Raw genomic sequence first — 25157 nt, forward strand, 5'->3', positions numbered from 1 at the left:
GCGATCGCCATTGCAAGGAGGCGCGATGCTACCGGCCTGGTCCGTCGTCCTGAGCGCGCTCGGCTATCTCTGCGTTCTGTTCGCGATCGCCCATCTCGCGGACACCACCGGACGCCGCCTGATGACCGGGCGGGCGCGCACGACGATCTATGCGCTGGCGCTCGGGGTCTACTGCACCTCCTGGACCTTCTACGGCTCGGTCGGCTTCGCCAACCGGGCGGGCTTCGACTTTCTCGGCATCTATGTCGGCCCGGCCCTGGTGATCGGGCTGGGACACCGCTTCGTCGCGCGCATCGTCAGCATCGCCAAATCACAGAACATCACCTCGATCGCCGACTTCGTCGGCGCACGCTACGGCAAGAGCGAGCGCGTCGCGGCGCTGGTCTGCATCGTCGCAGTGGTCGGCGCCCTGCCCTATATCGCCCTGCAATTGAAGGCGGTGGCGAATTCGCTCTCGGTGTTCTTCGCCGCCGCTGGCGGACCGCCGCCGATGACCGACATCCCGATCCTGAGCGACCTCGCCTTCCTGGTCGCCCTGGTGCTCGCCGGCTTCGCCTGCGCCTTCGGCACCCGCCATATCGACGCGACCGAGCACCAGGACGGGCTGGTGCTGGCGATCGCGGCCGAGTCGCTGGTCAAGCTCGTCGCTTTCCTGGCTCTCGGCGTCTTCGTCGTCTACGGCCTGTTCGACGGGGCCGGTGACCTCTTCGCCCAGGCGGCACGGGCGGCTGCGGCTGCGGACAAACCGCCGATCTGGGACCGGACGTCGAGCTGGCCGATGTTCCTGACGCTGACCGCCTTGTCCTCCTGCGCCGCGCTGCTGCTGGCGCGGCAGTTCCACATGGCGATCGTCGAGAACCGCGATGTCCGGGACGTGCGCCGCGCCGCCTGGATGTTCCCGCTCTACCTCGTGCTGATCAACCTGTTCGTGCTGCCGCTGGCGGCGGCCGGCGAAGTTCTCCTGCCGGGCTCGGGCATCGATCGCGACATGACCGTGCTGCTGCTGCCGCTGGAGAAGCAGGCGGGCTTCATTGCCCTTTTCGTCTTCATCGGCGGGCTTTCGGCGGGCACGGCGATGGTCATCGTCGCCTCGGTCGCACTCGCGATCATGATCTCGAACCATCTCGTCACGCCTTTGCTGCTGCGTGGGCGCGGCGTCAGCGTCGACCCCGAGCGCGCGGCCGCGCTGATCGAACGCAAAGGCCGCAGCGGTCCGACCGGCGGTGACCTCGGCTCGCAGGTGGTGCACATAAGGCGCGGCGCCATCGTCGTCGTCATCCTGCTCGGCTACGCCTACTACCGGGCTGCGGGCGAGGCGGCACTGGTCTCGATCGGCCTGCTCTCCTTCGCCGCCACCGCCCAGATCGCGCCGGCCTTCTTCGGTGGGCTGATCTGGCGGCGCGGCACAGCACTCGGCGCTGCCGCCGGCCTGTCCGCCGGCCTGCTGACCTGGCTCTACACGCTTCTGATCCCGAGCCTGGCGCTGCCCGGCGGCTACTGGGCGGAGATCGTCGCATACGGACCGCTCGGCATCACCGCGCTGCGGCCGGAGGCGCTGTTTGGCCTGTCGTCACTGCCGCCGCTGCCCCATGGCGTGCTCTGGAGCCTCGGCATCAACCTCGCTTGCTATGTCGGCTTCTCGTTCATTCGCCCGGCGAGCGCGATGGAGCGTCTGCAGGCCAACGCCTTCGTCGAGTCGGACAGCGCGACCATGGCTCAGTCCTTCTCGCTCTGGCGCTCAAGCGTCACCGAGGCTGAATTGCAGTCGACGATCGGCCGCTATCTCGGCCAGGAGCGGACGCAGCGCGCCTTCGAGGGCTTTGCCCATTCGCGCGGCGAGGTGCTGAACGGCACCCGTGAGGCCGATATCCACACGCTGCGCTTCGGCGAGCACCTGCTCTCCTCCGCGATCGGCGCCGCCTCGTCACGCCTCGTGCTCTCGCTGCTGCTGAAGCGGCGCAATCTCTCGACCGAAGCCGCCTTCAAGCTGCTCGACGACGCCTCGGCAGCCCTGCAGTACAATCGCGACATCCTGCAGAACGGCCTCGACCATGCCGGCCAGGGCATCACCGTGCTCGACCGTGACCTTCGCCTGCTGGCCTGGAACAAGGCCTTCATCCAGCTCTACGACCTGCCGCCCTCGCTGGTGCGCTTCGGCACCGGGCTCGACGAGATCGTGCGCTATAATGCGCAGCGCGGCGCCTATGGCGTAGGGCCGCAGGACGAGCTGATGGCGGCGCGGCTGGAGAGCTTCATCAACGACCGCGAGCCGGTCCGGCTCAGGCTCTATCCCTCGAAGAATGTCATCGAGATCCGCTCGAACCCGCTGCCCGATGGCGGCATCGTCACCACCTATACCGACATCACCGTCTCGGTCGCCGCCGAGGAGGAGCTCGAGCGCACCAACGAGACGCTGGAAAAACGCGTCGCCGAGCGCACCGAGGAGATCAGGCACGTCAACACCGAATTGCAGCGCGCCAAAGCCGAGGCTGACGACGCCAACGCCTCGAAGACACGCTTCCTCGCCGCCGCCAGCCACGATATTTTGCAGCCCCTGAACGCCGCACGGCTTTACGCCTCCGCTCTGGTCGAACGCGACCGTGCCGGCACACAGCCCGACCTCGCCGAGAACATCGACGCCTCGCTCGACGCCGTCGAGGAGATCCTGACCGCGCTGCTCGAGATCTCACGGCTCGACGGTGGCGCGCTCAAGCCCGAGATCAGCGCCTTCCGCGTCGACGAACTGATGCGCCAATTGCAGCGCGAATTCGAGCCGAGCGCCCAGGAAAAAGGGCTGAAACTCGTCTTCTCGGCGACGTCGGTGACCGTCCGCTCGGACCGGCGCCTGCTGCGTCGCCTGCTGCAGAACCTGGTTTCGAACGCGATCAAGTACACCCCGAACGGCAAGGTGCTGGTCGGCTGCCGCCAGCGCGGCGGGCAGATCGCGATCGAGGTGCTCGACACCGGGCTCGGCATCCCCGCGAGCAAGCAGAAGACCGTGTTCCGCGAGTTCCAGCGCCTCGACCAAGGCGCCAAGGTCGCGCGAGGGCTGGGTCTTGGACTCTCGATCGTCGAGCGGATCGCGCGCACGCTCGACCACAAGCTCGCGCTCGCCTCGACACCGGGACGTGGCACGCGGTTCTCGATCCTGGTACCGCGGGCCGCGCCGCTGCCGGCGATGGCGACGAATGCAGCCGCGCGCAACACGCCGTCCAGCAGCCAGCTCGCCGGCCTCAAGCTGCTCGCCATCGACAACGAGCCCACCATCCTCGACGGTATGCGGCTCCTGCTCGGCGGCTGGGGCTGCAAGGTCGAGACCGCGCGCGGGTTGGAGGAAGCCTCCGCGCTCATCGCCGCCAATGGCGCTCCGGATGTGCTGATCGCCGACTACCATCTCGACCATGGCGAGAACGGCATCGCTGTGATCTCGGCCCTGCGGCAGCAGGTCGGCGGGCTGCCGGCGATTCTCCTGACGGCGGACCGCTCACCGGAGGTACGCGAGGAAGCGGGAACGCTCGATATCCACGTGCTGAACAAGCCGCTGAAGCCCGGCGCCCTGCGGGCGCTGCTGGCGCAATGGCGCGCGACCCGGCTGGCGGCGGAGTAGGGAACCGCGTCATGCTCGGGCCTGACCCGAGCATCTCCGGCCGGATGAGGCTCCGGTCGGCGCTTTATCGTCCTGAGATTCTCGGGTCTGCGCTTCGCTCCGCCCGAGAATGACGCGCGCGGAACGCCACCCGCACTACGCCTCTCCGGCCGCGCCGGCCTGCCGCAACGCCTCCTCGGCCGCAAGGAAGGCCGCGACCTCGGGGCTGGGCTCCGGGCTTTCCACCACGACGCCCATCTCGGCAAAAAGGCGGGCGGCCGGCACATAGGCCCGGCCCTTGCGGTCGTAGAGCGCGGCGCGCACCAGCGCGACCGCAGCGACGATCTCCTGGCCGTCGCGGCCGGCCGTCAGGATGCGATGCTGCATCACGACCCAGCTCTCGCCCCAGCACAGCAGGCGCGTCTCCAGTTTGAGCGCGCGGAACAGGCGGACCTCGCGGCGGAAGCGGATCGTGCCGCAATTGACCACCGGCACCCAGCCATGGCGCAGGATCGCGCGCCAGAGACCGCTACGCAGCATCAGATCGGCCCGGCCGAGGTCCATCAGCCCCCAGTAGCGGGCATTGTTCATGTGCAGGCTGGTGTCGAGATCATGCGGCCAGACCCGGAAGGGCAGGATCGAGGCCTCGAAGGGCGGCTTCAGCTTCGGCTGGAAGGGCCGCGTCAGCAGCAGCCAGATGAGGCGGAACCAGAGATTCATGACGGCGTCCCGGAGAGAATAGTTTAGTTGTAAACGTTTTTGCGCAGGCGGCCAGACCCACTTGGCGGTCGCCTTGTAGAGCAAGGCTCGTGTGCCTCGATCTCGACTGGAATAATCCGAATGTTGCGCTGCACGATCCTGCGGCGCGAGACGCCATGACAGCGCCGCCATGCGGGTAATGCGGGAGTGCGCGCAAGATCATGCTTGCCAAGCGCGCTTTTTGCGCAGAAACATCTGCGCTTTCCGGCGACCGCGCCAGACGGCACCGGCCCACGGGACGACGCTCCAGCGATGCAGATCGAACTCGATTCCCGCGACAAGACGATCCTGCGCATCCTCCAGAAGGATGGCCGGATCACCAATTCCGATCTCGCCGACAAGGTGCACCTCTCGCCCTCGGCCTGCCTGCGCCGCGTGCGCCAGCTCGAGGAGAGCGGGCTGATCCGCGGCTATGTGATGATGCTCGACGAGCGCATCGCCGGCTTCCCCGGCACCGCCTTCGTCTTCGTCACGCTCGACCAGCAGGGCCGCGCCTCGCTGGAGAGCTTCGAGAAGGCGGTGCAGGACCTGCCCGAGATCCTCGAATGCCATCTGCTCGCCGGCGCGCACGATTATCTTATGCGGGTGATCTACCGCGACAGCGCCGATTTCGAGCGCATCCACACCGATATCATCACGCAATTGCCGGGCGTCACCCGGGTGCAGTCGACGCTGACGCTGCGCACGATCAAGAAGACCTCGGCCCTGCCGATGTGAGGCACGGGGTTGCGGCGAAAGGGACCAGAGCCGATAACGGGCCGCCAACAGGATTCGCGCCCGTGACCGACGCCAAGACCAATGCCGATGTCGCCGGGCTGCCCTTCGAGGCGGCCCTGAAGGAGCTCGAGGGCATCGTCGCCAAGCTCGAGCGCGGCGATGTGGCGCTGGAAGAATCGATCGACATCTACACCCGCGGCGAGGCGCTGAAGGCGCGCTGCGACGCGCTGCTGAAGCAGGCCGAAGCCCGCATCGAGAAGATCACGCTCGGCGCCGACGGCAAGCCGACCGGCACCCAGCCGCTCGACGTCGGGAACTAGCGGGCGGTCCAACCATGATTAGGCCGGTTGACTGATCGCAGCCGCTTCGCCGAGGACGGTCTCGATCAGGCGCGCGACATGCTGGACTGCTGGATCGGCCTCGCTGCGCCGATGCCAGGCGAGATGCAGCGGGAAGCCTTCGACTGCGACCGGCGGCTCGAAAGTGGCGAAGCGATCGGCTTCCTCGGGCGGCAAGGTCCGGCTCGGCAAGAGCGCGATCAGATCCGAGGTCAACAGCAAGGGCGGCACGCTGAGGAAGCTCGGCACGACCAGGCCGATATGGCGCTTGCGACCCAGCCGGGCGAGCGCCTCGTCGAGCGGGCCATAAGTCTCGCCGCGGCCGGAGACCAGCACATGCGGGAAGGCGAGCCAGCGGTCGAGATCGAAACCGACCCGCGCCGGATGATCCTGCCGCATCGCGACGACATAGCGCTCGCGCAGTAATTCACGGCGGGTGAAATCAGCGTCGATCGTCGGGAAGACCGAGATGGCGAGATCGGCCCGCCCCTGCGCCAGCGCTTCCAGCGTCGCCTGCGCGCCCTGCCAGGGCAGGATGGCGAGCGTCAGGCCCGGCGCAGTGCGCATCAGATGCTCATAGACCCGGCCGGTAACCAGGGCCGGCGGCAGCTCGGCCGTCATCACCCTGACAGTCTGCTTCAGGCTCGCGAGGTCCGGCTCCGGCGCATCGAGCAGCGCGGCCACCTGGGCCAGGATGTCACGCAGCGGCTGCTGCAGCGCCTGCGCCTTCGCGGTCAGCCGCATCCGGCCCCTGCCCCGCAGCAGCAGCGGGTCGCCGAAGAGGTGCCGGCAGCGTTCGAGCGCACTGGAGGCGGCCGGCTGCGACAGGCCGATCCGCTCGGCAGCGCGCGAGACATGCGCCTCGTCGAGCAGGGCGTCGAGCACGACGAGCAGGTTGAGATCGACCCCTCGCAAATTCATGAGATCGATAATACGATATATCGATCATCCATTGGAGTAATTTCTGAGCGCGCCGCATCCTCCTGTCGAACCCAAGGAGATCGCCATGACGCAGACGCTCATCCTGCTCTTCCACCCCGATTATCAGAGCTCGCGCGCCAACAAGGCGCTAGCGGAAGCTGCCGGCAGCCGGCCCGGCACGACCGTCGTCGACATGCAGGCGCTCTATCCGGACGGGTGCATCGATGGCGATGTGGAGGTCGCGCGGCTGCTCGCCGCCGAGCGCATCGTCCTGCAGTTCCCGGTGCAATGGTATTCGACGCCGCCACTGCTCAAGGCCTGGCAGGACGCGGTGCTGACCCGGATGTTCTACATCCACTACGCCGCGGAGGGCGCAAAGCTCGCCGGCCGCCCCCTCCTGATCGCCGCGACAGCCGGCAACGTCCCCGAGGCCTATATGCCGAGCGGGGCCAATCTGTTCTCGCTGCGCGACCTGCTGAAACCGCTGCAGGCGACGGCACATCGCTGCGCCCTCGCCTGGCAGGAGCCGTTCCTGGTCTATGACGTGCGCCGGGCCGATGCCGAGGCGCTGGAGGCGGCTGCCGACCATTACGCCGCGCGGCTCGCCCATCTCGAAACCCGGCAGGCCGCCTGACGCTGTTCGTGGATAGGCCGGCGCCGAGACGCCGGCCCGCTCCGATTCAAGCCTGTTCGGCTTTGTTGGTGCGGCGCACGAGCGCCATCAGGATCGCTGCACCAAGTCCCGACTTCACCAGCGTGCCGAGCAGGAAGGGCACGACACCGGCAAGCATCGCCTTCTCCGGTCCGATCAACGTGGCGAGCCAGAGGCCGCCGAACAGCAGGCAGAGCGCGTGTCCAAGCAGCATCGACGCGAAGGCCAAGGCCGGCCGACTGCCGTTCCAGCCGCGCTCTGCGAGCCAGCCGACCAGCACCGCGACGAACGGGAAGGAGGCGAGATAGCCCGCAGTCGGGCCCATGAAGGGCACGAGACCGCCACTACCATTGGCGAGTACCGGCAAGCCGAGCGCTGCCTCCCCGAGCCAGGCGAGGATGGTGAGAGCGCCGAGCCGCCAGCCGTAGAGCGCGCCGATCAGGATCACCGCCAGCGTCTGCATGGTCATCGGCACCGGCAGCATCGGCACGCTGATCTGCGAGGCGATCGCCAGGGCCAGCGTGCCGAGAACGACGGCCCCAAGCTGGACGAGAGCCGGACGCGCCTGCAGATCGAGTGGGCTGAAGCGGGCTGGCGCGGCGTAGCTGAGGTCGCTCATGGGTTCGTCTCCATCGATTCCAGAATTATAGATAATTTAGCAAGTCGATCTATCTTAGAATCCATAAGACCGATCGGATTGCAAGTCAGCAGCGCGTGGCTGTCCCACGCGCGAAAATGCACAGATGGGCTGCAGCCAGGCCCGCCGACGGCTCTGGCCTCGGCGTCAGCCCTGGATCGTGAAGACGTCGCGGGTTCCGCCAGCGGCGGTACGCACCGGCTTGGAGCCGATCCACTGGACATGGCGGGCGAGGATCGCCGCGGCCTCGTCGACCTGGCCAATTCGCAGCGCTGCGAGGATGGCGCGGTGGTCATGGTCGGTGCGCGCTTCCCAGTCAGAGCGCCAGGCCGAGAACAGGAAGCGGGCGCTGGCAGCATGGAGATCATCGATCGCCGCCAGCAGGCGCGGCATGGCGCAAGGCGTGACGATCAAACGGTGAAAGCGCCGATTCGCCTCCTCCCAGGCGCGGACATCGGGCGAATTGTCGCCGGCGCGAGTCGCCTCCTCGGCCTCGTCGAGGATGGCGCGCGTCAGATGCGGGCCGGCATGGCGCAAGGCGAGCACCTCCAGCGCCGCGCGCATTTCGGCGACTTCGCGGACCTCGCGCAGGTCGAAGGCGGCGACGCGCACGCCGCGGCGTGGCTCGCTGACGGCGAGCCCCTGCGCCTCCAGCCGCTGGAAGGCTTCGCGTACCGGGACATGGCTGGCGCCGAACTCGGCCGCGACATGGTCCTGCCGCAGCCTTGCGCCCGGCTCGAGCTGCCCGGAGATGATCCGTTCGGCGAGGACGCGGCTGATGCGGACTGGAAGGGTCTCGGATTTCTCGCTGGCCATGAATTATCGATAATTTCTTCGGCGAGCCGCGTCGAGCCCGGTGCGGCCGGTTGTACCCTTGTCGTCCACGGCGTCCGGGGCCAGTCTTCCCGGGCTCACAGGAGAGGACATCGCCATGTCGCAGCTGCCCGACCACGATCCGATCGCGGGCGACACCCGCTCCTGCGAGGCGCTCGAGCAGGTCATCGTGCCGCGCGCGCATGATCTCGGCGGCTTCTCGGTCCGCCGCGCTTTGCCCTCGATCGGGCGCAAGATGGTCGGCCCCTTCATCTTCTTCGACCAGATGGGCCCGGCCGAGTTTCTGCTCGGCGAGGGCATCGATGTGCGCCCGCACCCGCATATCGGGTTGTCCACCGTGACCTACCTCTTCGACGGCGAGATCATGCACCGCGATTCGCTCGGCACCGCCCTGCCGATCCGGCCCGGCGCGGTAAACCTGATGACGGCCGGGCGCGGCATCGTCCATTCCGAGCGCACCGCGCCGGAAGAGCGGCTGAAGGCGCCGAAGCTCTATGGCATCCAGACCTGGCTCGCGCTGCCGAAGACGCATGAGGAGGTCGCGCCGGAATTCATCCACCATGCCGCGCCCGAGCTGCCGCGCATCGTCGGCGAGGGAAAGCGCGTCAGCCTGATCATGGGCTCGGCCTTCGGCCAGACCTCGCCGGTGAAATTCCCCTGGGACACGCTCTATGCCGAGGCCGTGCTGGCTCCGGGCGCGATCCTGCCGCTCGATCCTGACTATCACGAGCGCGCCGTCTACATCGTCACCGGCAAGATCGACATCGCCGGTGACGAATTCGGCGCCGGCCAGCTACTGATCTTCAAGCCGGGCGACCGGATCTCGATCCTCGCGGTCGACCAGAGCCGATTGATGCTGATCGGCGGCGAGCCGATGGACGGCCCGCGCCATATCTGGTGGAACTTCGTGTCGTCCTCGAAGGAGCGGATCGACCAGGCCAAGCAGGAGTGGAAGACCGGCCGCTTCGATACCGTGCCCGGCGACGAGGAAGAGTTCATCCCGCTGCCGGAGCGCTGAGCTCACCGACATGCCTCCTGAAGACCTGCCTCGCGGGCGCCCCGCAGCGCTGGATGGAGCTCGCCCGTCGCGGAAGCTGCTCGCCGGCTTTCTCTGGGCGACATTGACGGTCGCGATCTTCGCCGGCTGGTTCGTGGTCACGCGCTTCAGCGTCACCCGCATCCTCAATGTCTGGGACCTGACCGCGCTGCGCTATGGCATCGGCGCGATCCTGCTGGCGCCGGTGCTGCTGCGCGATCTGCCGCCCCGGGCCTGGCGCAACGGCTTCGTCTTCAGCGTTCTATGGGGCGCGCCCTTCGCGGCCCTGGTCGCGCTCGGCGTGCAGATGACCTCGGCCGGACGCGCGGCCTCGGTGACGCCGACGCTGATGCCGGTCTTCGCCGGATTGCTGGGCTGGCTGCTGCTGCGCCAGCCTCCCGGCAAGATCAGGCTCTTCGGCTACGCCGCCATCGCCGCCGGGCTCTGCGGCTTCATCCTGACCGCGACCGGCGGCCAGGGCGCGCCGAGCCTGCTCGGGCTCGGGTTTCTGGCACTCGCGGCGGCGATGTGGGCCGGCTATACACTGCTCCTGCGCGGCAGCGGCCTGACGCCGATGCAGTCGGCCGCACTAATCTGTTTCTGGTCCGGCGTGATTTTCGTTCCCCTCTATGCCGTCCTCGACATCGGCCGCCTGGCGCAGGCGCCAAGAGCCGAGATCGCGGTCCAGGGCTTCTATCAGGGCGTGCTGATGAGCATCGTCGCATTGGTCAGCTTCAATCGCGCGGTCGCTCTGCTGGGCCCTGCCGCCGCCGCTGCAATGATCGCGCTCGTGCCGGTCGTCGCCTCGCTTCTCGCCATCGTCTTCCTCGGCGAGGTTCCGACAGTGGCGGAAGGAATCTCGATCGCATTCATCGTCGCCGGCGTCCTGCTGGCCACGCGGCCGGCTCGGTCGCCAGCTCGTTGAAGCTGGCAGCCCGCCTGCGGCCGCTTAGCCCGGGCTCAGCTCCGCCGTCGGCATGACCTTCAGCCGCGGCATCTGCGAGGCCAGGATCGCCAGCGTCGACAACGCGAACAGGACAACCGGCAGCCACATCGCCGTCTCGACGCCGAACCATTCGCCGGCGAGGCCGCCGGCGAGCGCCCCCAACGGACGCATGCCGTACATGGCGGTGGTGATCGTCGCGCTGACGCGGCCGAGCAGCGGCTGCGGCGTCACCGCCTGGCGCAAGGTCGTCTGGGTGATGAACCAGAGGATCGGGCCGAAGCCGAACAGGAAGAAGGCGAGTGCCAGCGCCGGCCAGCCGAGCGCAGGTGGCGCAAGCGCCAGCGCAGTTGCCCCGAAGAGCGAGACCGCCGGACCGAAGACGAGCAAGAACCCGGTCGGCAGGCGCGCGATCAGCCAGGCGCCGGATAGCGCCGCGGCAATGGCGCCGGCGCCATACACGGACGAGGCCAGACCGACCGTCGCCGGATCGAGCGTCAGCACACGCAGCGCATAGGGTGCGAGCAGCGCCATGAAGGCGAAGAAGGCGAGGTTCCAGCCGATGGCGCAGAGCGCGATCGGCCTGAGATAAGGATGGCGTGCGACGAAGGCGCCGCCCTCCGCGATGGCGCGATGCAAGGGCTGGCGCGGCTGCGCCGGCGGCCGCTCGGCCGGCAGGCGGGCGGCGGCCATGATCACGACGACGCCGCAGGCGGCACAAAGCCCGAGGCCAAGCCAGCCCGAGGCCCGCGCCACCGCCCAGCCGGCGATCAGCGGCGCGATCAGGCTGAGGGCGGCGCGGCCGAGCTCGAGCCGGCTATTGGCCCGCGGCAATTCGGCGAGCGTCACGGCCTGCGGCATCAGCACGAAGATCGAGAGCGCGATGGTGACCGGCCCCGCCGCCGCGATGAAGGTCGAGAGCGCCAGCGCAGGGCCAATTGCGCCACTGGCGAGCAGGACAGCACCGAGGCTCGATCCCAACGCCATCAAGGCACCGCCTGCGAGGATCAGCGTGCGCGGCGCCATGCGGTCGGCGAGCACGCCGGCCGGCAGCGAGATCAGCAGCCAGGCGGCCGATTGCGCGGCGACAAGCAACCCAACGAAGCGTGGTGTCGCACCCGCTTGCGTCGCAGCGAGCGTGATGGTGTCGAGCGCGAGCTTGTCGGCGAACTGCGCAGTGACGCCCGCGAGCAGCAGGGCGATGAAGAAAGGCGAGGTCATGGGAAGCGTCCAGCGATGAGGATGACCCTGATTTTCCAGATCAGGCCGCTTGCTCCCACCCGTTTCCTGCCCGGCTGCGACGACAAGCCGGTTTGCCAGCACCGCCGCGAAAGACTATTTCGAAGGCACGATCCAGCAAGCTTCGGCCAGCCCTTGCCTCGCCCCCACACGCCTCTCCTCGACCAGGTACCTGATCCGGCTGCCTTGCGCCGGCTCGACGATGCGCAATTGCGCCAGCTCGCCGACGAGCTCCGGGCCGAGACGATCGATGCTGTCTCGGTCACCGGCGGCCATCTCGGTGCCGGGCTCGGCGTGGTCGAGCTCACCGTCGCGCTGCATCATGTCTTCGACACGCCGCAGGACCGGCTGATCTGGGATGTCGGCCACCAGGCCTATCCGCACAAGATCCTGACCGGCCGCCGCGCCGAAATCCGCACCCTGCGCCAGCCCGGCGGGCTCTCGGGTTTCACCAGGCGCGCGGAGAGCGAATACGACCCGTTCGGCGCCGCCCATTCCTCGACCTCGATCTCGGCCGGCCTCGGCATGGCGGTCGGGCGCGATCTGGCGGGCAAGGCCAACAACGTCATCGCCGTGATCGGCGACGGCGCGATGTCGGCCGGCATGGCCTATGAGGCGATGAACAATGCCGGCGCGACGGGCTCGCGGCTGATCGTCATCCTCAACGACAACGACATGTCGATCGCCCCGCCGGTCGGCGCGATGTCGGCCTATCTCGCCCGACTGGTCTCGGGCCGGACCTATCGCTCGCTGCGCGAGGTCGCCAAATACCTGGCCGAAAAGCTGCCGCGCTTCTTCCATGAGAAGGCGAAGCGGACCGAAGAATATGCCCGCGGCTTCTGGACCGGCGGCACCCTCTTCGAGGAGCTCGGCTTCTACTATGTCGGGCCGATCGACGGGCACAACCTCGACCATCTGCTGCCGGTGCTGCGCAATGTTCGCGACGCCGAGACGGGGCCGATTCTCGTCCATGTCGTGACGCAGAAGGGCAAGGGCTACGCCCCGGCCGAGGCCAGCGCCGACAAATACCATGGCGTGGTCAAGTTCGACCCGGTCACCGGCCTGCAGGCCAAGGCGCCGGCGAATGCGCCGAGCTACACCAATGTCTTCGCCAACGCCCTGATCAAGGCGGCGCGCGAGGACGAGAAGATCGTGGCGGTCACCGCCGCCATGCCGTCCGGCACCGGGCTCGATGCCTTCGGCAAGGAATTCCCGGGCCGGACCTTCGATGTCGGCATCGCCGAGCAGCACGCGGTGACCTTTGCGGCGGGCCTGGCGACCGAAGGCTTCAAGCCGTTCTGCGCGATCTACTCGACCTTCCTGCAGCGCGCCTACGACCAGATCGTGCACGACGTCGCGATCCAGAAACTGCCGGTCCGCTTCGCGCTCGACCGGGCCGGCCTTGTCGGAGCCGACGGGGCGACCCATGCCGGCGCCTTCGACATAGCTTATCTCGCCTGCCTGCCCGACATGGTGGTGATGGCGGCGGCCGACGAGGCCGAGCTGACCCATATGGTCGCAACTGCGGCCGCCTATGACGACGGGCCGATCGCCTTCCGCTATCCGCGTGGCGAGGGCGTCGGCGTCGAGATGCCCCAGCACGGCGTGCCGCTCGAAATCGGCAAGGGGCGCATCGTCAAGCAGGGCACGCAGGTCGCACTGCTCTCGCTCGGCACGCGGCTGGCAGAGTGCCTCACGGCCGCCGAGCAGCTCGGCCAGCGCGGACTCTCGACCACCGTCGCCGATGCCCGCTTCGCCAAGCCGCTCGACGAGGAGCTGATCCTGCGCCTCGCCCGCGAGCATGAGGTGCTGGTCACCGTCGAGGAAGGCTCGGTCGGCGGCTTCGGCAGCCATGTGCTGCAATTGCTGGCGCGTGAAGGCGCACTCGACCGCGGCCTGAAGATCCGCAGCCTGACGCTGCCCGACATCTTCCAGGAGCACAACAAGCCCGAGGCGATGTATGCGCAGGCCGGTCTCGACGCCGCCGGGATCGTGCGCACCGTCGAGACCGCGCTCGGCCCGGCCAGCGCCGCGCGGCGCGCTTGAGCCCATGACCGCGGGCCTGCCGCGCCGGGTCCGCGCCGACCTGCTGCTGCTTGAGCGCGGCCTGTTCGAGAGCCGTGCGCGGGCGCAGGCTGCCATCGCCGCCGGCCTCGTCAGCGCCGATGGCGTCGTGCTGCGCAAGGCCTCGGAGACGGTGCTCGCGAAGGCGACGATCGAGGCGCAGGCGGCGCACCCTTACGTTTCGCGCGGCGGGGTGAAGCTCGCCGCCGCGCTCGACGCCTTCGGCTTCGATGCGGCAGGGCTAATTTGTCTCGATGTCGGCGCCTCGACCGGCGGCTTCAGCGATGTGCTGCTCCGGCGCGGGGCAGCGCATGTCTACGGCATCGATGTCGGCCAAGCGCAATTGCATGAGAGCCTGCACGGGCACCCCCGTCTGACCAGCCTGGAGAGCCAGGACATCCGCACGCTCGATCCCGGCCTGTTCACGCAGGCGCCGGCGCTCGCCGTGATCGACGTCAGCTTCATCTCGCTGAAGCTGGTGCTGCCGGCGGTGGCTAAGCTGCTGGCGCCGCAAGCCCGGCTGATCGCACTGGTGAAGCCGCAATTCGAGACCAAGCGCTCGGCGCTGAAGAAAGGCGTGCTGCGCGACGAGGCGCTTCAGCAGCAGATCTGCGCGGAGATCGCGGACGTGGTCAGCGGCCTCGGCTTCGCCATCAGCGGGCTCATCCCCTCGCCGATCGAGGGCGGCGACGGCAACCGCGAATTCCTGCTCGGAGGCGTGCGGAGCGTCTAGCTCGCCATCAGCGTATCGATGTCGGCCTGCACGGCACCGGCATCGATATAGGCGGCTTGGCCTCGACCATTGGCGTTGATGAAGGCGGTGGCGCGCGCGATCAGGCGGCGCAACGACAGGCTGGCGACATCGACGATCAGTGCCGGATCCTCCTCGGTCGGCATCTCATCAAGCAACGCCGTAGCGGTATAGACCAGGCGGTCCATAGCGGCGCAGAGCTGCTCGAAACCTTCCGCCTCGCGCCGATCCAGCGCGCGATAGGCGGCCATGGCCTCGCCAGCACAGCGCAACGGGGAGATCGCGAAATGCTCGACATAGCCAAGCGCGCGCCAGGCCTTGAGATCGCCGACGATCTCGCGGTCGAGCGGCACCATCTCCAGCAGCATCAGCGCTTCGCTGTGGCGGTTGAGATAGTCGGTCGAGAGTTGCGGTGTGATGCCGCCCGCCGCGGTCGGTGATGTCTCGGTCGCGGTAGCAGACATGAAGAGGCCCCGGAAGCGGCGCGACTATGCTGTGCCAACAGCAAACAAAGTCTTGATCCGGTCACGATAAGACGGAACTGATCGGGCGATGTGTGGTCGCTATGCCATTACCTTACCGCCAGAGGCGATGCGCGAGGCCTTCGCCTATCGCGAGCAGCCGAATTTCCCGCCGCGCTACAACATCGCGCCGACGCAACCGGTGCCGGTGGTGCGCCTCGACGAGGGCCGGCGCCAGTTCATCCTGATGCGCTGGGGTTTCATCCCGGGCTGGGTCAAGGATCCCAAAACCTTTCCTTTGGTCATCAATGTCCGCGGCGAGAGCGCCCGCGAGAAACCGTCCTTCCGCGCCGCCTTCATCCGCCGGCGCTGCCTGATGCCGGCTGATGGCTTCTACGAATGGCATCGCCTCGGCGAGGGCCGGCAGCAGGAGAACCGGCCCTACCTCTTCCGGAAGCCCGATCAGGGCTTCTTCGCCTTCGCGGCCTTGTGGGAGACCTGGCACAGCCCGGATGGTTCCGAGATCGACACGGTCGCGATGGTCACCGGTTCGGCGAACGGGCAGATGGCGGCGATCCACCACCGCTCACCCGTCATCGTGCCGCCCGAAGCTTTCGACACCTGGCTCGATCCGGCGGCCGGGCCGGCCGATCTGCAAGCGCTGCTGCAGCCGCCACCCGACGATCTCCTGGAGATGCTCCGGCTCGGACCGGCAGTGAACAAGGTCGCCAATGACGGGCCGGAGGTGCAGGAAGCCTTCGATCCGGCCTTGGCGCCAGCGCCTCCCGCCAAGCCCGTCATGCGTTCCCGTCGGGGCAGCCCGGACGATGCACAGGGCAGCCTGTTCTAGCGCAGCCCCCGACAGCGTGCGTACTCTCGTCTCGAACGAGACCAACAGAGGAAACGCCCGATATGGATGGCCGCCGCCCGACGATGAGCTCCCTGCACGGCATGGTCACCGCCGCGCATCCGCTGGCGGCGCAGGCCGGTGCCCGCATCCTCGCCCAGGGCGGCAACGTCTTCGACGCAGTCGGCGCGGTCGCGGCGGCGCTCAATGTGGTCGAGCCGTTCATGTCGAGCCTCGCCGGCATGGGCTCGGCGACGATGTGGGTCGCGGCCGAGAAGCGCGTACGGGTGCTCGATTTCGTGCCCCGCGTGCCCGAGAGCTTCCCGATCGAGCGCTTCAGCCAGCGTTCCGATCTCGAGCGCGGCGCGCTCGCGGTGGCCCCGCCCGGCAATCTCGCCGGCTGGTGCGAGCTCAACCGTGCCTATGGCCGCCTCTCGCTCGGAGAGATCTTCGCGCCGGCGATCGCGCTCGCCGAGGACGGCTTCCCGATCGCCGAGTTCGGCGTGGTGGAGTTCAACGAGCAGGCGCCGCTGCTGCGCGAGCGGCCCGAGCTCTACGAACATTGGGCGCGGAATTACCTGCGCGAGGGAGGGACAAGCGTCGCGCTCGGCCAGATCCTGCACCAGCCGGAGCTGGCGGCGACCCTGCGCGATATCGCCGTCAAAGGGCCGGGCCATCTCTATCAGGGGCCACTCGGCGAGACGATCACGGCCCATCTCAAGGCGCAGGGCGGCACGCTGACCATGGCCGACCTCGCCAAGGTCTCACCCAATTGGCGCGAGCCGCTCGCCATCGCCTATCGCGACCGGCAGGTGCATCTGCCGCCGCCGGCCTGCGAAGGCTTCCAGTTCCTGCTGACCCTGCGCATCCTCGACGGCTTCGACCTCAGCAAGCTGGAGCGCAACGGCATCGAGCATCTCGACATCGTCTACCGTGCCATCCGCCTCGCCGCCGGCATCCGGATCGCCCACAATAATCCGGGGCCCGAGAAGCTCGCCGAGATCCTGTCCGAGCCTTTCGTCGAGCGGCTGCGGGCACAGGTCCGCGACGGCAAGCCGATCGACGGCCCGACCGAGCAATGGATGCCGCAGGCGCCAGCAGGCGAGGACCCCGGCCACACCACCTCCTTCTCGATCGCCGACCGCGACGGCAACCTGATCTGCGTGACGCAGAGCATCGGCAGCCCCTTCGGCAGCGGCGTCGTGGTGCCCGGCACGGGACTTTGCCTCAACAACTTCCTGTACTGGGCCGACGTGCAGCCCGGCAGCCCGAACCGCTCGCTGCCCGGTTCGGAACTGCCGATGTGCATGTCCCCCACCCTCTCGACCAAAGATGGTGCGCCGGTGCTCGCACTCGGCACGCCCGGCAGCTACGGCATCCTGCAGACCCAGGTGCAGGCCATGGTCCAGCACGTCGATTTCGGCCTTCCGCTGCAGGACGCGATCGAGGCGCCGCGCGCCCGGCTCTGGGATGGCCGCGCGATCGAGGTCGAGGATCGGCTTGCACCAGCGACGATTGCGGCGCTGGCCGGGCGCGGCCATGCGATCGTGCCCTTCGATACCGGCTGGACGATGCGTGTCGGCGGCATGCAGGCGGTTGCGCGCGATCCGGCCACAGGCCGGCTGACGGGCGCCTGCGACCCGCGCCGGGACGGCTATGTGGCGACACCCTGAGAGCCCACCGCCCTGACCAGCGTGATTTCGACTTCAAGCACGACCTGAAATCGCGACAAACTGTTGGAATCTGCCCGGCGCCGCGCTTGATCGAGCACGCCTCGCACGCGGCTCCGAGGATCTAAAGCATGTCGAGCCCCGCACCAGACGATCTACAGTTCTGGCTGACGAACACATTGCTGCCGGGCTGGATCGACCGCGCCTTCGACCCGGCGCGGCCCGGCTTCGTCGAGTATCTCGGCCCGGACGGAACGCCCGAGACCAGCGATCTGCGCACGACCCTGGTCACGGCCCGGCTGACCTATGTCTTCAGCCACGCGCATTTGCTCGGCGTGCCCGAGGCATTGGCGGCGGCGCGGCACGGCTTCGCCTTCCTGACCGGCGCCTGCCAGCGCGCCGACGGACGCTTCAGCCATTCCTGTACAACGCGCGGAGAGGCGGTGGACGGGAGGTCCGACTTCTACGATCTCGCCTTCGTCCTGTTCGCGCTCGGCTGGTTCGCCAAGGCGACCGGCGAGACGGACGCGCTGGCGATCGCTGGCGAGGTGATGGACTTCCTCGACGGCGAGCTGGCGCATCCGGCCGGCGGCTTCCGTGAGGATACGCTGGGCACGCAGCCGCGGCGCCAGAACCCGCATATGCACCTGCTCGAGGCCTGCCACGCGCTCGCAGCGGCATCGCCCGACCCGCGCTGGCTGGCGACGGCCGGCCGGCTCGTACGCCTGATGCGGGAGCGGATGCTGGATGCCAATGGCACGCTCGGCGAGTTCTTCGGCGAGGATTGGGCAACGTTCCCCGGCCCACGCGGGCTGATCAGGGAACCCGGCCACCATTTCGAATGGACCTGGCTGCTCTATCACCACGAGCGGCTGACCGGTTCGGGCGACGCTCGCGAGACGGCGCGAAAGCTCCATGCATTCGGGGAGGCTCAGGTCGACGCCTCGGTCAATCCATCGCGGCTCGTCGTGAACGAAGTCGATCCGACAGGCCGCGTGCTGAACGGCGCCGCCCTGCTCTGGCCGCAGACCGAGTATCTGAAGGCGCTCGTCGCAAGGATCGAATTCGAGGGCGATGACGATGCCGCGGCACGGCTCGAACAGCATCTGGAACTGCTCTTCCGGCACTTTATCGACGCCAGGAACGCGCTATGGGTCAACCAGCTCGATAACCAGGGGCGGCCGATGAGCGATCGGGTCCCGGTCCGGGTGCTCTACCATCTGGTGCTGGCGCTCGCCGAGGTCTGCCGCGTCACCAAGGGCGATATGGCCCTGTAGCGGCTCAGCGACCAGCGGCCTCGCCCGTGGTCACGCCTCCTCCGGAACCGCAAACACGCCGCTGTAGCGGAAGAGCTCGCCGAAGAGCGGATGCTTCAGCGTCATCCGCATGCTGAAGCTGCGATCATCGATCGGCCGCTCCTCGATATAGCCCGTGCCGAGGAGAAGCCCGACGGGCAACGGCAAGTCGTAGCCGAAGAGCCGCCAGACATAGCCTTCGTCGCGGAACACCAGCGCGCCCTCCTCCGCCGTGACCCTGAGGCGCATGCCGACGCCGAAGCGGACGAACTCGATGACCTGGTTCGGGCCCGTCTGCTGCATGCGCGAGCGGAAATGGAACGGCTTGCGCCCGGCGAAATGGAACACCCGGTCCCAGTGCAGCGTCCCGTCTTCTGGTCGGGCGGTGTAGTGCACCTCGATCGGCACGTCGCGGCCGCGATAGGGCACCAGCGCTCCGACGATCCGGGCGAAGGGCAGCAGCAATCTGGCAAAGGCGCTGTGCTCGACCTCGTGCATCACGCCCTTGACGCAGATGTAGTCGTCGCTGAACGAGCGCAGGAAGTAATGGCGCCGGATGACCTCGCCGAGCTTCGCCCAGTCCTCGCCGAGCACCTCCTGGAAGACCGGCCGGCGCTCGCTCATGCGCTACAGCACCGATCCGGGATTGAGCACGCCCTTGGGATCGAGCGCCGCCTTCACCGTGCGCATCAGGTCGAGTTCGACCGGGTCCTTGACGCCAGGCAGGAGCGAGCGCTTGAGGCGGCCGATGCCGTGCTCGGCCGAGATCGAGCCCTTGAGTTCGGTGACGATGGCGTGCACCGCCTCGTTCATCGCGCTCCAGCCGGCAAGATAGGCGGCCTTGTCGGCGCCGACCGGCTGGCTGACGTTGAAATGGATGTTGCCGTCGCCGAGATGGCCGAACGGCACCGGCCGGCAACCCGACACCATCGCCTCGACCCTGGCGGTGGCCCGCTTCAGGAATTCGGGCATGGCATGGAGCGGCACGGAGATGTCGTGCTTGATCGAGCCGCCCTCATGGGTCTGCACCTCGGAGAGCATCTCGCGCAGCTTCCAGAGATCGGCGCGCTGGCCGAGCGAGCCGGCGAGCACGGCGTCGGTGACGAGCCCCTCTTCCAAGGCTTCGCCGAGGAAGGCCTCAACCGCCTCGCTCAGTCCGGCCTCGGCCTGCGCCGAGACCTCCATCAGCACATACCAGGGTGAGGGCTCCGAGAGCGGGTCGCGGGCGCCGCTGGCGTGCCGGACGACGAAGTCGAGGCCGATGCGCGGCATGATCTCGAAGGTGGTGAGCGTGCCGCCGGCGCTGGCCTTGGCCTTGTTGAGCAGGGACAGCGCGGCTTCCGGATCAGGCACGGCGAGGAAGGCGGTGGCGCGCGCCATCGGCAATGGGAAGAGCTTCAGCACGGCGGCAGTGATGATGCCGAGCGTGCCTTCCGAGCCGATGAAGAGGTTCTTGAGGTCGTAGCCTGTGTTGTCCTTGCGCAATTGGCGCAGGCCGTTCCAGACGCGCCCGTCGGCGAGGACGACCTCGAGGCCGAGGCAAAGCTCGCGGGCATTGCCATAGGCGATCACGGCGGTGCCGCCGGCATTGCTCGAGAGATTGCCGCCGACCGTGCAGGAGCCTTCCGAGGCAAGCGAGAGCGGGAAGAGCCGCCCGGCCGCCTCGGCCGCCTCCTGCGCCTTCTGCAAGATGACACCGGCCTCGACGGTCATGGTGTCGCCGTCGACATCGACCGAGCGGATCTTGTCGAGCCGCTGCAGCGACAGGATGATCTCCCGGCCCTCAGCGACCGGGACCTGGCCACCGACCATGCCGGTATTGCCGCCTTGCGGCACGACCGTCGCGCCGGTCTCGCTCGCCCACTTCATCAGGGCAGAAACCTCGGCGACGGAGCCCGGCCGGACTACGGCCTGCGCCTTGCCGTGGAAGAGACCGCGCGGCTCCTTGAGATAGGGCACCATCGCATCGGCGTCGGTGATCACATTCTTCGCGCCGACGATGCCGGCCAGAGCTTCGATAACGGGCGCGCTCATCCTGCCTCCAAGGCGATCTTATCTGCGGCTGCCGGCAGCCTTGCGGAAGACGCCGACGAGTTCGATGTGGGCGGAATAGCGGAACTGGTCGACCGGCGTCACGCGCTCCAGCGCATAGCCGCCTGCGACCAAAAGCGCCGCGTCGCGGGCAAAGCTGCCGACATCGCAGGAGACATAGGCCACCACTGGCACCTTCGAGGCCGCGAGCCGCTTGGCTTGTGCCTCGGCGCCCGCCCGCGGCGGGTCGAGCACGACGGCGTCGAACGCGTTGAGCTCATGCTCGAGCAGCGGGCGACGGAAGAGGTCGCGCGCTTCGACTGCGACCTGCTTCAAGCCCTGCGTATGATTGGCGGCCCGGCTTAGCGCCTGGATTGCCGCCTTGTCGCTCTCGAAGGCCGAAACCTGCGCTTTCTCGGCAAGCCGGACGCTGAACGGGCCGCAGCCGGCGAACAGATCGGCGACGCGCTTCGCCTTCGGGATCGCATCGAGCACAAGGCGCGACAGGGTTGCTTCGCCCTCTGCCGTCGCCTGCAGGAAGCCGCCGGGCGCCGGTGTCACCGAGGCCTTGCCCATCAGCTGGAAGGGCGCGCGCCGCTCGACGATGACCTCGCCATGCATGGCTAGTCGCGCCAGGTCGAGCCGCTCGGCTGCTTCGGTGAGTTGCCGGCGTAAGGAATCGCCGGCCGGTCCGTGGCCACGGATGTCGACATCGAGCCCGGCCTGCGAGGCGGTGAGCTGGATATCGAGCGGCTTGTTCGAGGAGCGCAGGCGGTTGGCAAGGAGTTGCGCCACGGCGGGCGCCCGCGCCAAGCCAAGGGCCAGCACCGGGCAGGCCTCGACCTCGATCAGGTCATGGCTCTTCGCCGCCATGAAGCCGACGCGCATGCCGTCAGCGTCGCGCCTCGCATGGAAGGTGACGCGCCTGCGGCCGGCGCCATGGGCATCGACCAGTGCCGCGACCTGCGTTTCCAGCCCGGCACGGGACAGCGCCGTCACCACCTGCTGGCGCTTCCATTCGGCATAGAGGCCTTCGCCCATATGCTGCGCGGCACAGCCGCCACAGCGGGTGAAGAGCGGGCAGATCGCAGCGATGCGCGATGCCGATGGCGCGAGAATCTCGACGACTTGCGCCCGATCGCCGTCGCGCACGGCCCGCACGCTTTCGCCCGGAAGGGCGAAGGGCACGAAGACCTGGCCCTCCGCCGTATCGGCGACGCCGTCGCCGCGCTGGCCGAGCCGCGCGATCGTGAGCGTTTCATTCATGGCGAGGGCGGACATGGTTTCGATACTGATGACCTGCAGGAAGGTTTGGCCTATCAGGTGACGGCAAGCAGGGAAATGGCTGGAGCTGTCTAATATGACTATCCGCAACGGCGTCGTCGAAGCGATCGGCAACACCCCCCTGATCAAGTTGAAGCGAGCATCGCAGGAAACCGGCTGCGAGATCCTCGGCAAGGCCGAGTTCATGAACCCCGGCCAATCGGTCAAGGACCGAGCCGCGCTCGCCATCATCCGCGACGCCGAAAAGAGCGGCGCGCTCAAGCCAGGCGGCGTCATCGTCGAGGGCACGGCCGGCAATACCGGCATTGGCCTCGCGCTGGTCGGCAATGCGCTCGGCTATCGCAGCGTGATCGTCATCCCGGAGACGCAGAGCCAGGAAAAGAAGGACATGCTGCGGCTCGCCGGCGCGACCCTGGTCGAGGTCCCGGCCGTCGGCTACGTCAACCCGAACAACTATGTGAAGGTCTCCGGCCGCCTCGCCGAGGAGCTGGCAAAGACGGAGACCAACGGCGCGATCTGGGCCAACCAGTTCGATAATGTCGCCAATCGCCAGGGCCATATCGAGACGACCGGCCCGGAGATCTGGCAGCAGACCGACGGCAAGGTCGACGGCTTCGTCAGCGCCGTCGGCACCGGCGGCACGCTCGCCGGCGTCGCGATCGCGCTCAAGGGCTTCAATCCGAAGATCCGCATCGCCCTCGCCGACCCGATGGGCGCGGCGCTCTACGCCTATTACACCACCGGCGAGCTCAAGGCCGAGGGGTCCTCGATCACCGAGGGCATCGGTCAGGGCCGGATCACCAAAAACATCGAAGGCGCGCCGATCGACGTCGCCTTCCAGATTCCGGACGAAGAGGCGATCCCGCTCTGCTTCCAGCTGCTGGAGGAAGAGGGCCTCTGCCTCGGCGGCTCCTCCGGCATCAATGTCGCCGGCGCGATCCGGCTGGCGAAGGAGATGGGGCCCGGCCACACCATCGTGACCATCCTCTGCGACTACGGCACGCGCTATCAGTCGAAGCTGTTCAATCCGGAATTCCTGCGCTCGAAGAACCTGCCGGTGCCCGGCTGGCTGGAGCGCGATGGCGGGCTGAAGGATGTGCTGGCCAAGGTGATGGCCTAAACGCCGTGCTGCTCGACCGGCGCACGCTTGAGGGCATCGCCGGGGGCAACATCACCATTGTCCTGCGGCGCTGGCGTCGGCCGAGCGTCAAGAGCGGCGGCACGCTGCTGACAGCGATCGGTCAGCTCGCCATCGACGCGGTCGAGCTGATCTCCGAAGCTGACATCGATGACGCCGTAGCAAAAGCCGCCGGCTTTGGCTCACTCGACGATGCGCTCGCTGCGTTGGCTGGCCGCGACGGCGAGCTCTATCGCGTCCGCGTTCGTTTGGCCGGCCCCGATCCGCGCGCAGCCTTGCGCGAAGCTGATGACCTGACGGACGCCGAAGCGGAGCAGCTGGTCCAGCGCCTCACCCGGCTCGATGCGCGCCAGCCTTGGACGCACGCCACGCTCGCACTGATCGCGGCTTATCCCGAGCGACGCGCCGCCGAACTCGCCGAGCTGCTCGGGCGCGAGATGCTCCCGTTCAAGCAGGATGTGCGCAAGCTCAAGGCTCTCGGCCTGACCGAAAGCCTTGAAGTCGGCTACCGGTTGTCACCGCGCGGCGAGGCCCTGCTCTCGAAGCTTCCGCCGCGCTGATGAGTCCGCCTCAGGCGGTTTGGGCGCCGGCGTCAATCGCCTCGATGTCGCCGGCGCGGTCGTACTGCGCCTGATCGAGCATGCCTTGCCGCTTGGCGACGATGGTCGGCACCAGCGCCTGGCCGGCGACATTCACGGCCGTGCGGCCCATGTCGAGGATCGGATCGATGGCGAGCAGCAGGCCGACGCCGGCGAGCGGCAGGCCGAGCGTCGACAGCGTCAGCGTCAGCATCACCGTCGCGCCGGTGAGCCCGGCGGTCGCAGCCGAGCCGATGACCGAGACGAAGGCGATCAGCACATATTCCTGCAGGCCGAGCGGGACGCCGTAGAACTGCGCCACGAAGATCGCCGAGATCGCCGGGTAGATCGCCGCGCAGCCATCCATCTTGGTGGTCGCGCCGAGCGGCACGGCGAAGGCGGCATATTCCCTGGGCACGCCCAGGCTCTTCTCGGTCACGGCCTCGGTCACCGGCAAGGTGCCGACCGAGGAGCGCGAGACGAAGGCGAGCTGGATCGCCGGCCAGGCGCCGGCGAAGAAGCGCAGCGGCGAGAGCCCGTGCAGGACGAGCAGGGCCGGGTAGACGATCAGCAGCACGATGGCGAGGCCGAGATAGATCGCGAACGCATACCAGGAGAGCTGCTGCAGGGTCTGCCAGCCATATTGCGCCACGGCATTGCCGAGCAGGCCGATGGTGCCGATCGGCGTCAGCCGGATCACCCACCACAGGATCTTGCGGACGATCGCCAGCAAAGATTCGTTGAAGGCGAGGAAGCTGTTGGCGCGCTCGCCGACCTTCAGCGCCGCGACGCCGATAACGATCGAGATGACGAGCAGCTGGAGCACGTTGAAGCCGAGCCGGGTGGTCGCCGCCCCGCCATCGATCCGGGTCGAGGCCTGCAGGCCGAAGACGTTGGCGGGCACGAGCCCCTTCAGGAAGTCGAGCCAGGAGCCGACCGATCCGGGCGCCTTGGCGCTGGCGGCGAGCACGCCCGAATTGATGCCGGGCTGGATGATGAGGCCGAGTGCGATGCCGATCAGCACGGCGATGAAGGCGGTCAGCGCGAACCAGAGCAGCGTCTGCCAGACCAGTGCCGCCGCGTTGGAGAGCTGCCTGAGATTGCTGATCGAGGCGACGATCGCCGTGAAGATCAGGGGCGGCACCAGGGCCTGCAGCAATTGCACGAAGATCGAGCCGACCGTCGCGAGCGTGGTCGTCAGCCCATTCGGCTGCCCGGCCGCATCCGGCCCGATATTGCGCGCGACCCAGCCGAGCACGAGCCCGATCACCATGGCGGCCAGAACCTGGAAACCGAAGCTCGCATAGAACGGCTTGGCGCCGGCAGTCGCCGCGCCGGCTCGGGAGGTCGTCGTGGTCATGGCAAGGTCTCGTCAA

The 25157-nt window shown here is 68.1% G+C and carries 23 protein-coding genes; 13 read left to right on the forward strand and 10 right to left on the reverse strand.

Annotation, left to right across the window (positions count from 1 at the left end; genetic code table 11):
- The first annotated feature begins 25 nt into the window (after positions 1-25).
- Positions 26-3607 carry a PAS domain-containing hybrid sensor histidine kinase/response regulator gene (locus tag ACSQ3M_RS25995; protein ID WP_436152974.1) on the forward strand — a complete coding sequence of 1194 codons (3582 nt, stop codon included), beginning with the start codon at positions 26-28 and terminating at the stop codon, positions 3605-3607.
- Positions 3608-3742: 135 nt separating this feature from the next.
- Here ACSQ3M_RS25995 and ACSQ3M_RS26000 read toward each other — a convergent pair whose 3' ends face one another.
- Positions 3743-4306, reverse strand: coding sequence for an acyl-CoA thioesterase (locus ACSQ3M_RS26000; protein ID WP_436152975.1), 564 nt, complete (start codon positions 4304-4306; stop codon positions 3743-3745).
- Between the two features lie 291 nt (positions 4307-4597).
- Between ACSQ3M_RS26000 and ACSQ3M_RS26005 the strand changes: the two genes are divergently transcribed.
- Together ACSQ3M_RS26005 and ACSQ3M_RS26010 are read left to right on the forward strand one after the other, a co-directional pair.
- A complete protein-coding gene (locus tag ACSQ3M_RS26005) occupies positions 4598-5062 on the forward strand; it encodes an Lrp/AsnC family transcriptional regulator (RefSeq protein WP_193219601.1) in 465 nt (154 codons plus the stop codon).
- A 62-nt stretch (positions 5063-5124) separates the two neighbouring features.
- The gene (locus ACSQ3M_RS26010) at positions 5125-5382 is read left to right on the forward strand and encodes an exodeoxyribonuclease VII small subunit (protein WP_436152976.1); all 258 of its coding nucleotides are present in this window, start codon (positions 5125-5127) and stop codon (positions 5380-5382) included.
- A gap of 18 nt (positions 5383-5400) precedes the next feature.
- Here the strand turns inward: ACSQ3M_RS26010 and ACSQ3M_RS26015 are convergent, their stop codons facing one another.
- The gene (locus ACSQ3M_RS26015; RefSeq protein WP_436152977.1) at positions 5401-6321 is read right to left on the reverse strand and encodes a LysR family transcriptional regulator; all 921 of its coding nucleotides are present in this window, start codon (positions 6319-6321) and stop codon (positions 5401-5403) included.
- Between the two features lie 85 nt (positions 6322-6406).
- On the opposite strand from ACSQ3M_RS26015, the gene ACSQ3M_RS26020 reads away from it, so the two are divergent.
- A complete protein-coding gene (locus ACSQ3M_RS26020; RefSeq protein WP_436152978.1) occupies positions 6407-6955 on the forward strand; it encodes an NAD(P)H-dependent oxidoreductase in 549 nt (182 codons plus the stop codon).
- Between the two features lie 46 nt (positions 6956-7001).
- Here ACSQ3M_RS26020 and ACSQ3M_RS26025 read toward each other — a convergent pair whose 3' ends face one another.
- Complete coding sequence (locus ACSQ3M_RS26025) at positions 7002-7592, reverse strand: biotin transporter BioY (RefSeq protein ID WP_436152979.1); 591 nt, start codon at positions 7590-7592, stop codon at positions 7002-7004.
- A gap of 165 nt (positions 7593-7757) precedes the next feature.
- The gene (locus tag ACSQ3M_RS26030) at positions 7758-8426 is read right to left on the reverse strand and encodes a GntR family transcriptional regulator (protein ID WP_436152980.1); all 669 of its coding nucleotides are present in this window, start codon (positions 8424-8426) and stop codon (positions 7758-7760) included.
- Between the two features lie 115 nt (positions 8427-8541).
- Between ACSQ3M_RS26030 and ACSQ3M_RS26035 the strand changes: the two genes are divergently transcribed.
- Together ACSQ3M_RS26035 and ACSQ3M_RS26040 are read left to right on the forward strand one after the other, a co-directional pair.
- Positions 8542-9462: a pirin family protein gene (locus ACSQ3M_RS26035; protein ID WP_436152981.1), complete on the forward strand. Its 921-nt coding sequence runs from the start codon at positions 8542-8544 to the stop codon at positions 9460-9462.
- Between the two features lie 10 nt (positions 9463-9472).
- Positions 9473-10405 (forward strand): DMT family transporter, encoded by a 933-nt coding sequence (locus ACSQ3M_RS26040; protein ID WP_436152982.1) that lies wholly within the window; start codon positions 9473-9475, stop codon positions 10403-10405.
- 24 nt (positions 10406-10429) lie between these two features.
- Here ACSQ3M_RS26040 and ACSQ3M_RS26045 read toward each other — a convergent pair whose 3' ends face one another.
- Positions 10430-11644 carry an MFS transporter gene (locus ACSQ3M_RS26045; protein WP_436152983.1) on the reverse strand — a complete coding sequence of 405 codons (1215 nt, stop codon included), beginning with the start codon at positions 11642-11644 and terminating at the stop codon, positions 10430-10432.
- A 153-nt stretch (positions 11645-11797) separates the two neighbouring features.
- On the opposite strand from ACSQ3M_RS26045, the gene dxs reads away from it, so the two are divergent.
- Positions 11798-13708 (forward strand): 1-deoxy-D-xylulose-5-phosphate synthase, encoded by a 1911-nt coding sequence (gene dxs, locus ACSQ3M_RS26050; RefSeq protein ID WP_436152984.1) that lies wholly within the window; start codon positions 11798-11800, stop codon positions 13706-13708.
- 4 nt (positions 13709-13712) lie between these two features.
- Entirely contained in the window at positions 13713-14459 is a 747-nt protein-coding gene (locus ACSQ3M_RS26055) for a TlyA family RNA methyltransferase (RefSeq protein ID WP_436152985.1), read from the forward strand.
- Here ACSQ3M_RS26055 and ACSQ3M_RS26060 read toward each other — a convergent pair.
- Entirely contained in the window at positions 14456-14941 is a 486-nt protein-coding gene (locus ACSQ3M_RS26060; RefSeq protein WP_436152986.1) for a hypothetical protein, read from the reverse strand. The two genes, ACSQ3M_RS26055 and ACSQ3M_RS26060, sit on opposite strands and share 4 nt — an antisense overlap.
- A gap of 88 nt (positions 14942-15029) precedes the next feature.
- On the opposite strand from ACSQ3M_RS26060, the gene ACSQ3M_RS26065 reads away from it, so the two are divergent.
- The 3 genes from ACSQ3M_RS26065 (at position 15030) to ACSQ3M_RS26075 (ending at position 18732) form a co-directional block, all read left to right on the forward strand.
- A complete protein-coding gene (locus ACSQ3M_RS26065; RefSeq protein ID WP_436152987.1) occupies positions 15030-15788 on the forward strand; it encodes an SOS response-associated peptidase in 759 nt (252 codons plus the stop codon).
- Positions 15789-15850: 62 nt separating this feature from the next.
- Complete coding sequence (locus tag ACSQ3M_RS26070; RefSeq protein ID WP_436152988.1) at positions 15851-17458, forward strand: gamma-glutamyltransferase family protein; 1608 nt, start codon at positions 15851-15853, stop codon at positions 17456-17458.
- A gap of 128 nt (positions 17459-17586) precedes the next feature.
- Positions 17587-18732: an AGE family epimerase/isomerase gene (locus ACSQ3M_RS26075; RefSeq protein ID WP_436152989.1), complete on the forward strand. Its 1146-nt coding sequence runs from the start codon at positions 17587-17589 to the stop codon at positions 18730-18732.
- 30 nt (positions 18733-18762) lie between these two features.
- Here ACSQ3M_RS26075 and ACSQ3M_RS26080 read toward each other — a convergent pair whose 3' ends face one another.
- Genes ACSQ3M_RS26080 through ACSQ3M_RS26090 form a run of 3 tightly spaced genes read right to left on the reverse strand, consistent with a single transcriptional unit; the run spans position 18763 to position 22062 of the window.
- A complete protein-coding gene (locus tag ACSQ3M_RS26080) occupies positions 18763-19374 on the reverse strand; it encodes a DUF4166 domain-containing protein (RefSeq protein WP_436152990.1) in 612 nt (203 codons plus the stop codon).
- A 3-nt stretch (positions 19375-19377) separates the two neighbouring features.
- Positions 19378-20784, reverse strand: coding sequence for an FAD-binding oxidoreductase (locus tag ACSQ3M_RS26085; RefSeq protein ID WP_436152991.1), 1407 nt, complete (start codon positions 20782-20784; stop codon positions 19378-19380).
- A gap of 18 nt (positions 20785-20802) precedes the next feature.
- Positions 20803-22062 (reverse strand): class I SAM-dependent RNA methyltransferase, encoded by a 1260-nt coding sequence (locus tag ACSQ3M_RS26090; RefSeq protein ID WP_436152992.1) that lies wholly within the window; start codon positions 22060-22062, stop codon positions 20803-20805.
- Positions 22063-22141: 79 nt separating this feature from the next.
- Between ACSQ3M_RS26090 and ACSQ3M_RS26095 the strand changes: the two genes are divergently transcribed.
- Positions 22142-23185 carry a cysteine synthase A gene (locus tag ACSQ3M_RS26095; protein WP_436152993.1) on the forward strand — a complete coding sequence of 348 codons (1044 nt, stop codon included), beginning with the start codon at positions 22142-22144 and terminating at the stop codon, positions 23183-23185.
- 5 nt (positions 23186-23190) lie between these two features.
- On the forward strand, positions 23191-23763 hold the full coding sequence (locus ACSQ3M_RS26100; RefSeq protein WP_436152994.1) for a hypothetical protein: 573 nt from the start codon (positions 23191-23193) through the stop codon (positions 23761-23763).
- Positions 23764-23773: 10 nt separating this feature from the next.
- On the opposite strand, the gene ACSQ3M_RS26105 is transcribed toward ACSQ3M_RS26100, so the two are convergent.
- A complete protein-coding gene (locus ACSQ3M_RS26105) occupies positions 23774-25141 on the reverse strand; it encodes a dicarboxylate/amino acid:cation symporter (protein WP_436152995.1) in 1368 nt (455 codons plus the stop codon).
- Positions 25142-25157 lie beyond the last annotated feature (16 nt).

The sequence above is a fragment of the Allobosea sp. LjRoot90 genome, assembly GCF_964254315.1.
Lineage (GTDB): Bacteria > Pseudomonadota > Alphaproteobacteria > Rhizobiales > Beijerinckiaceae > Allobosea.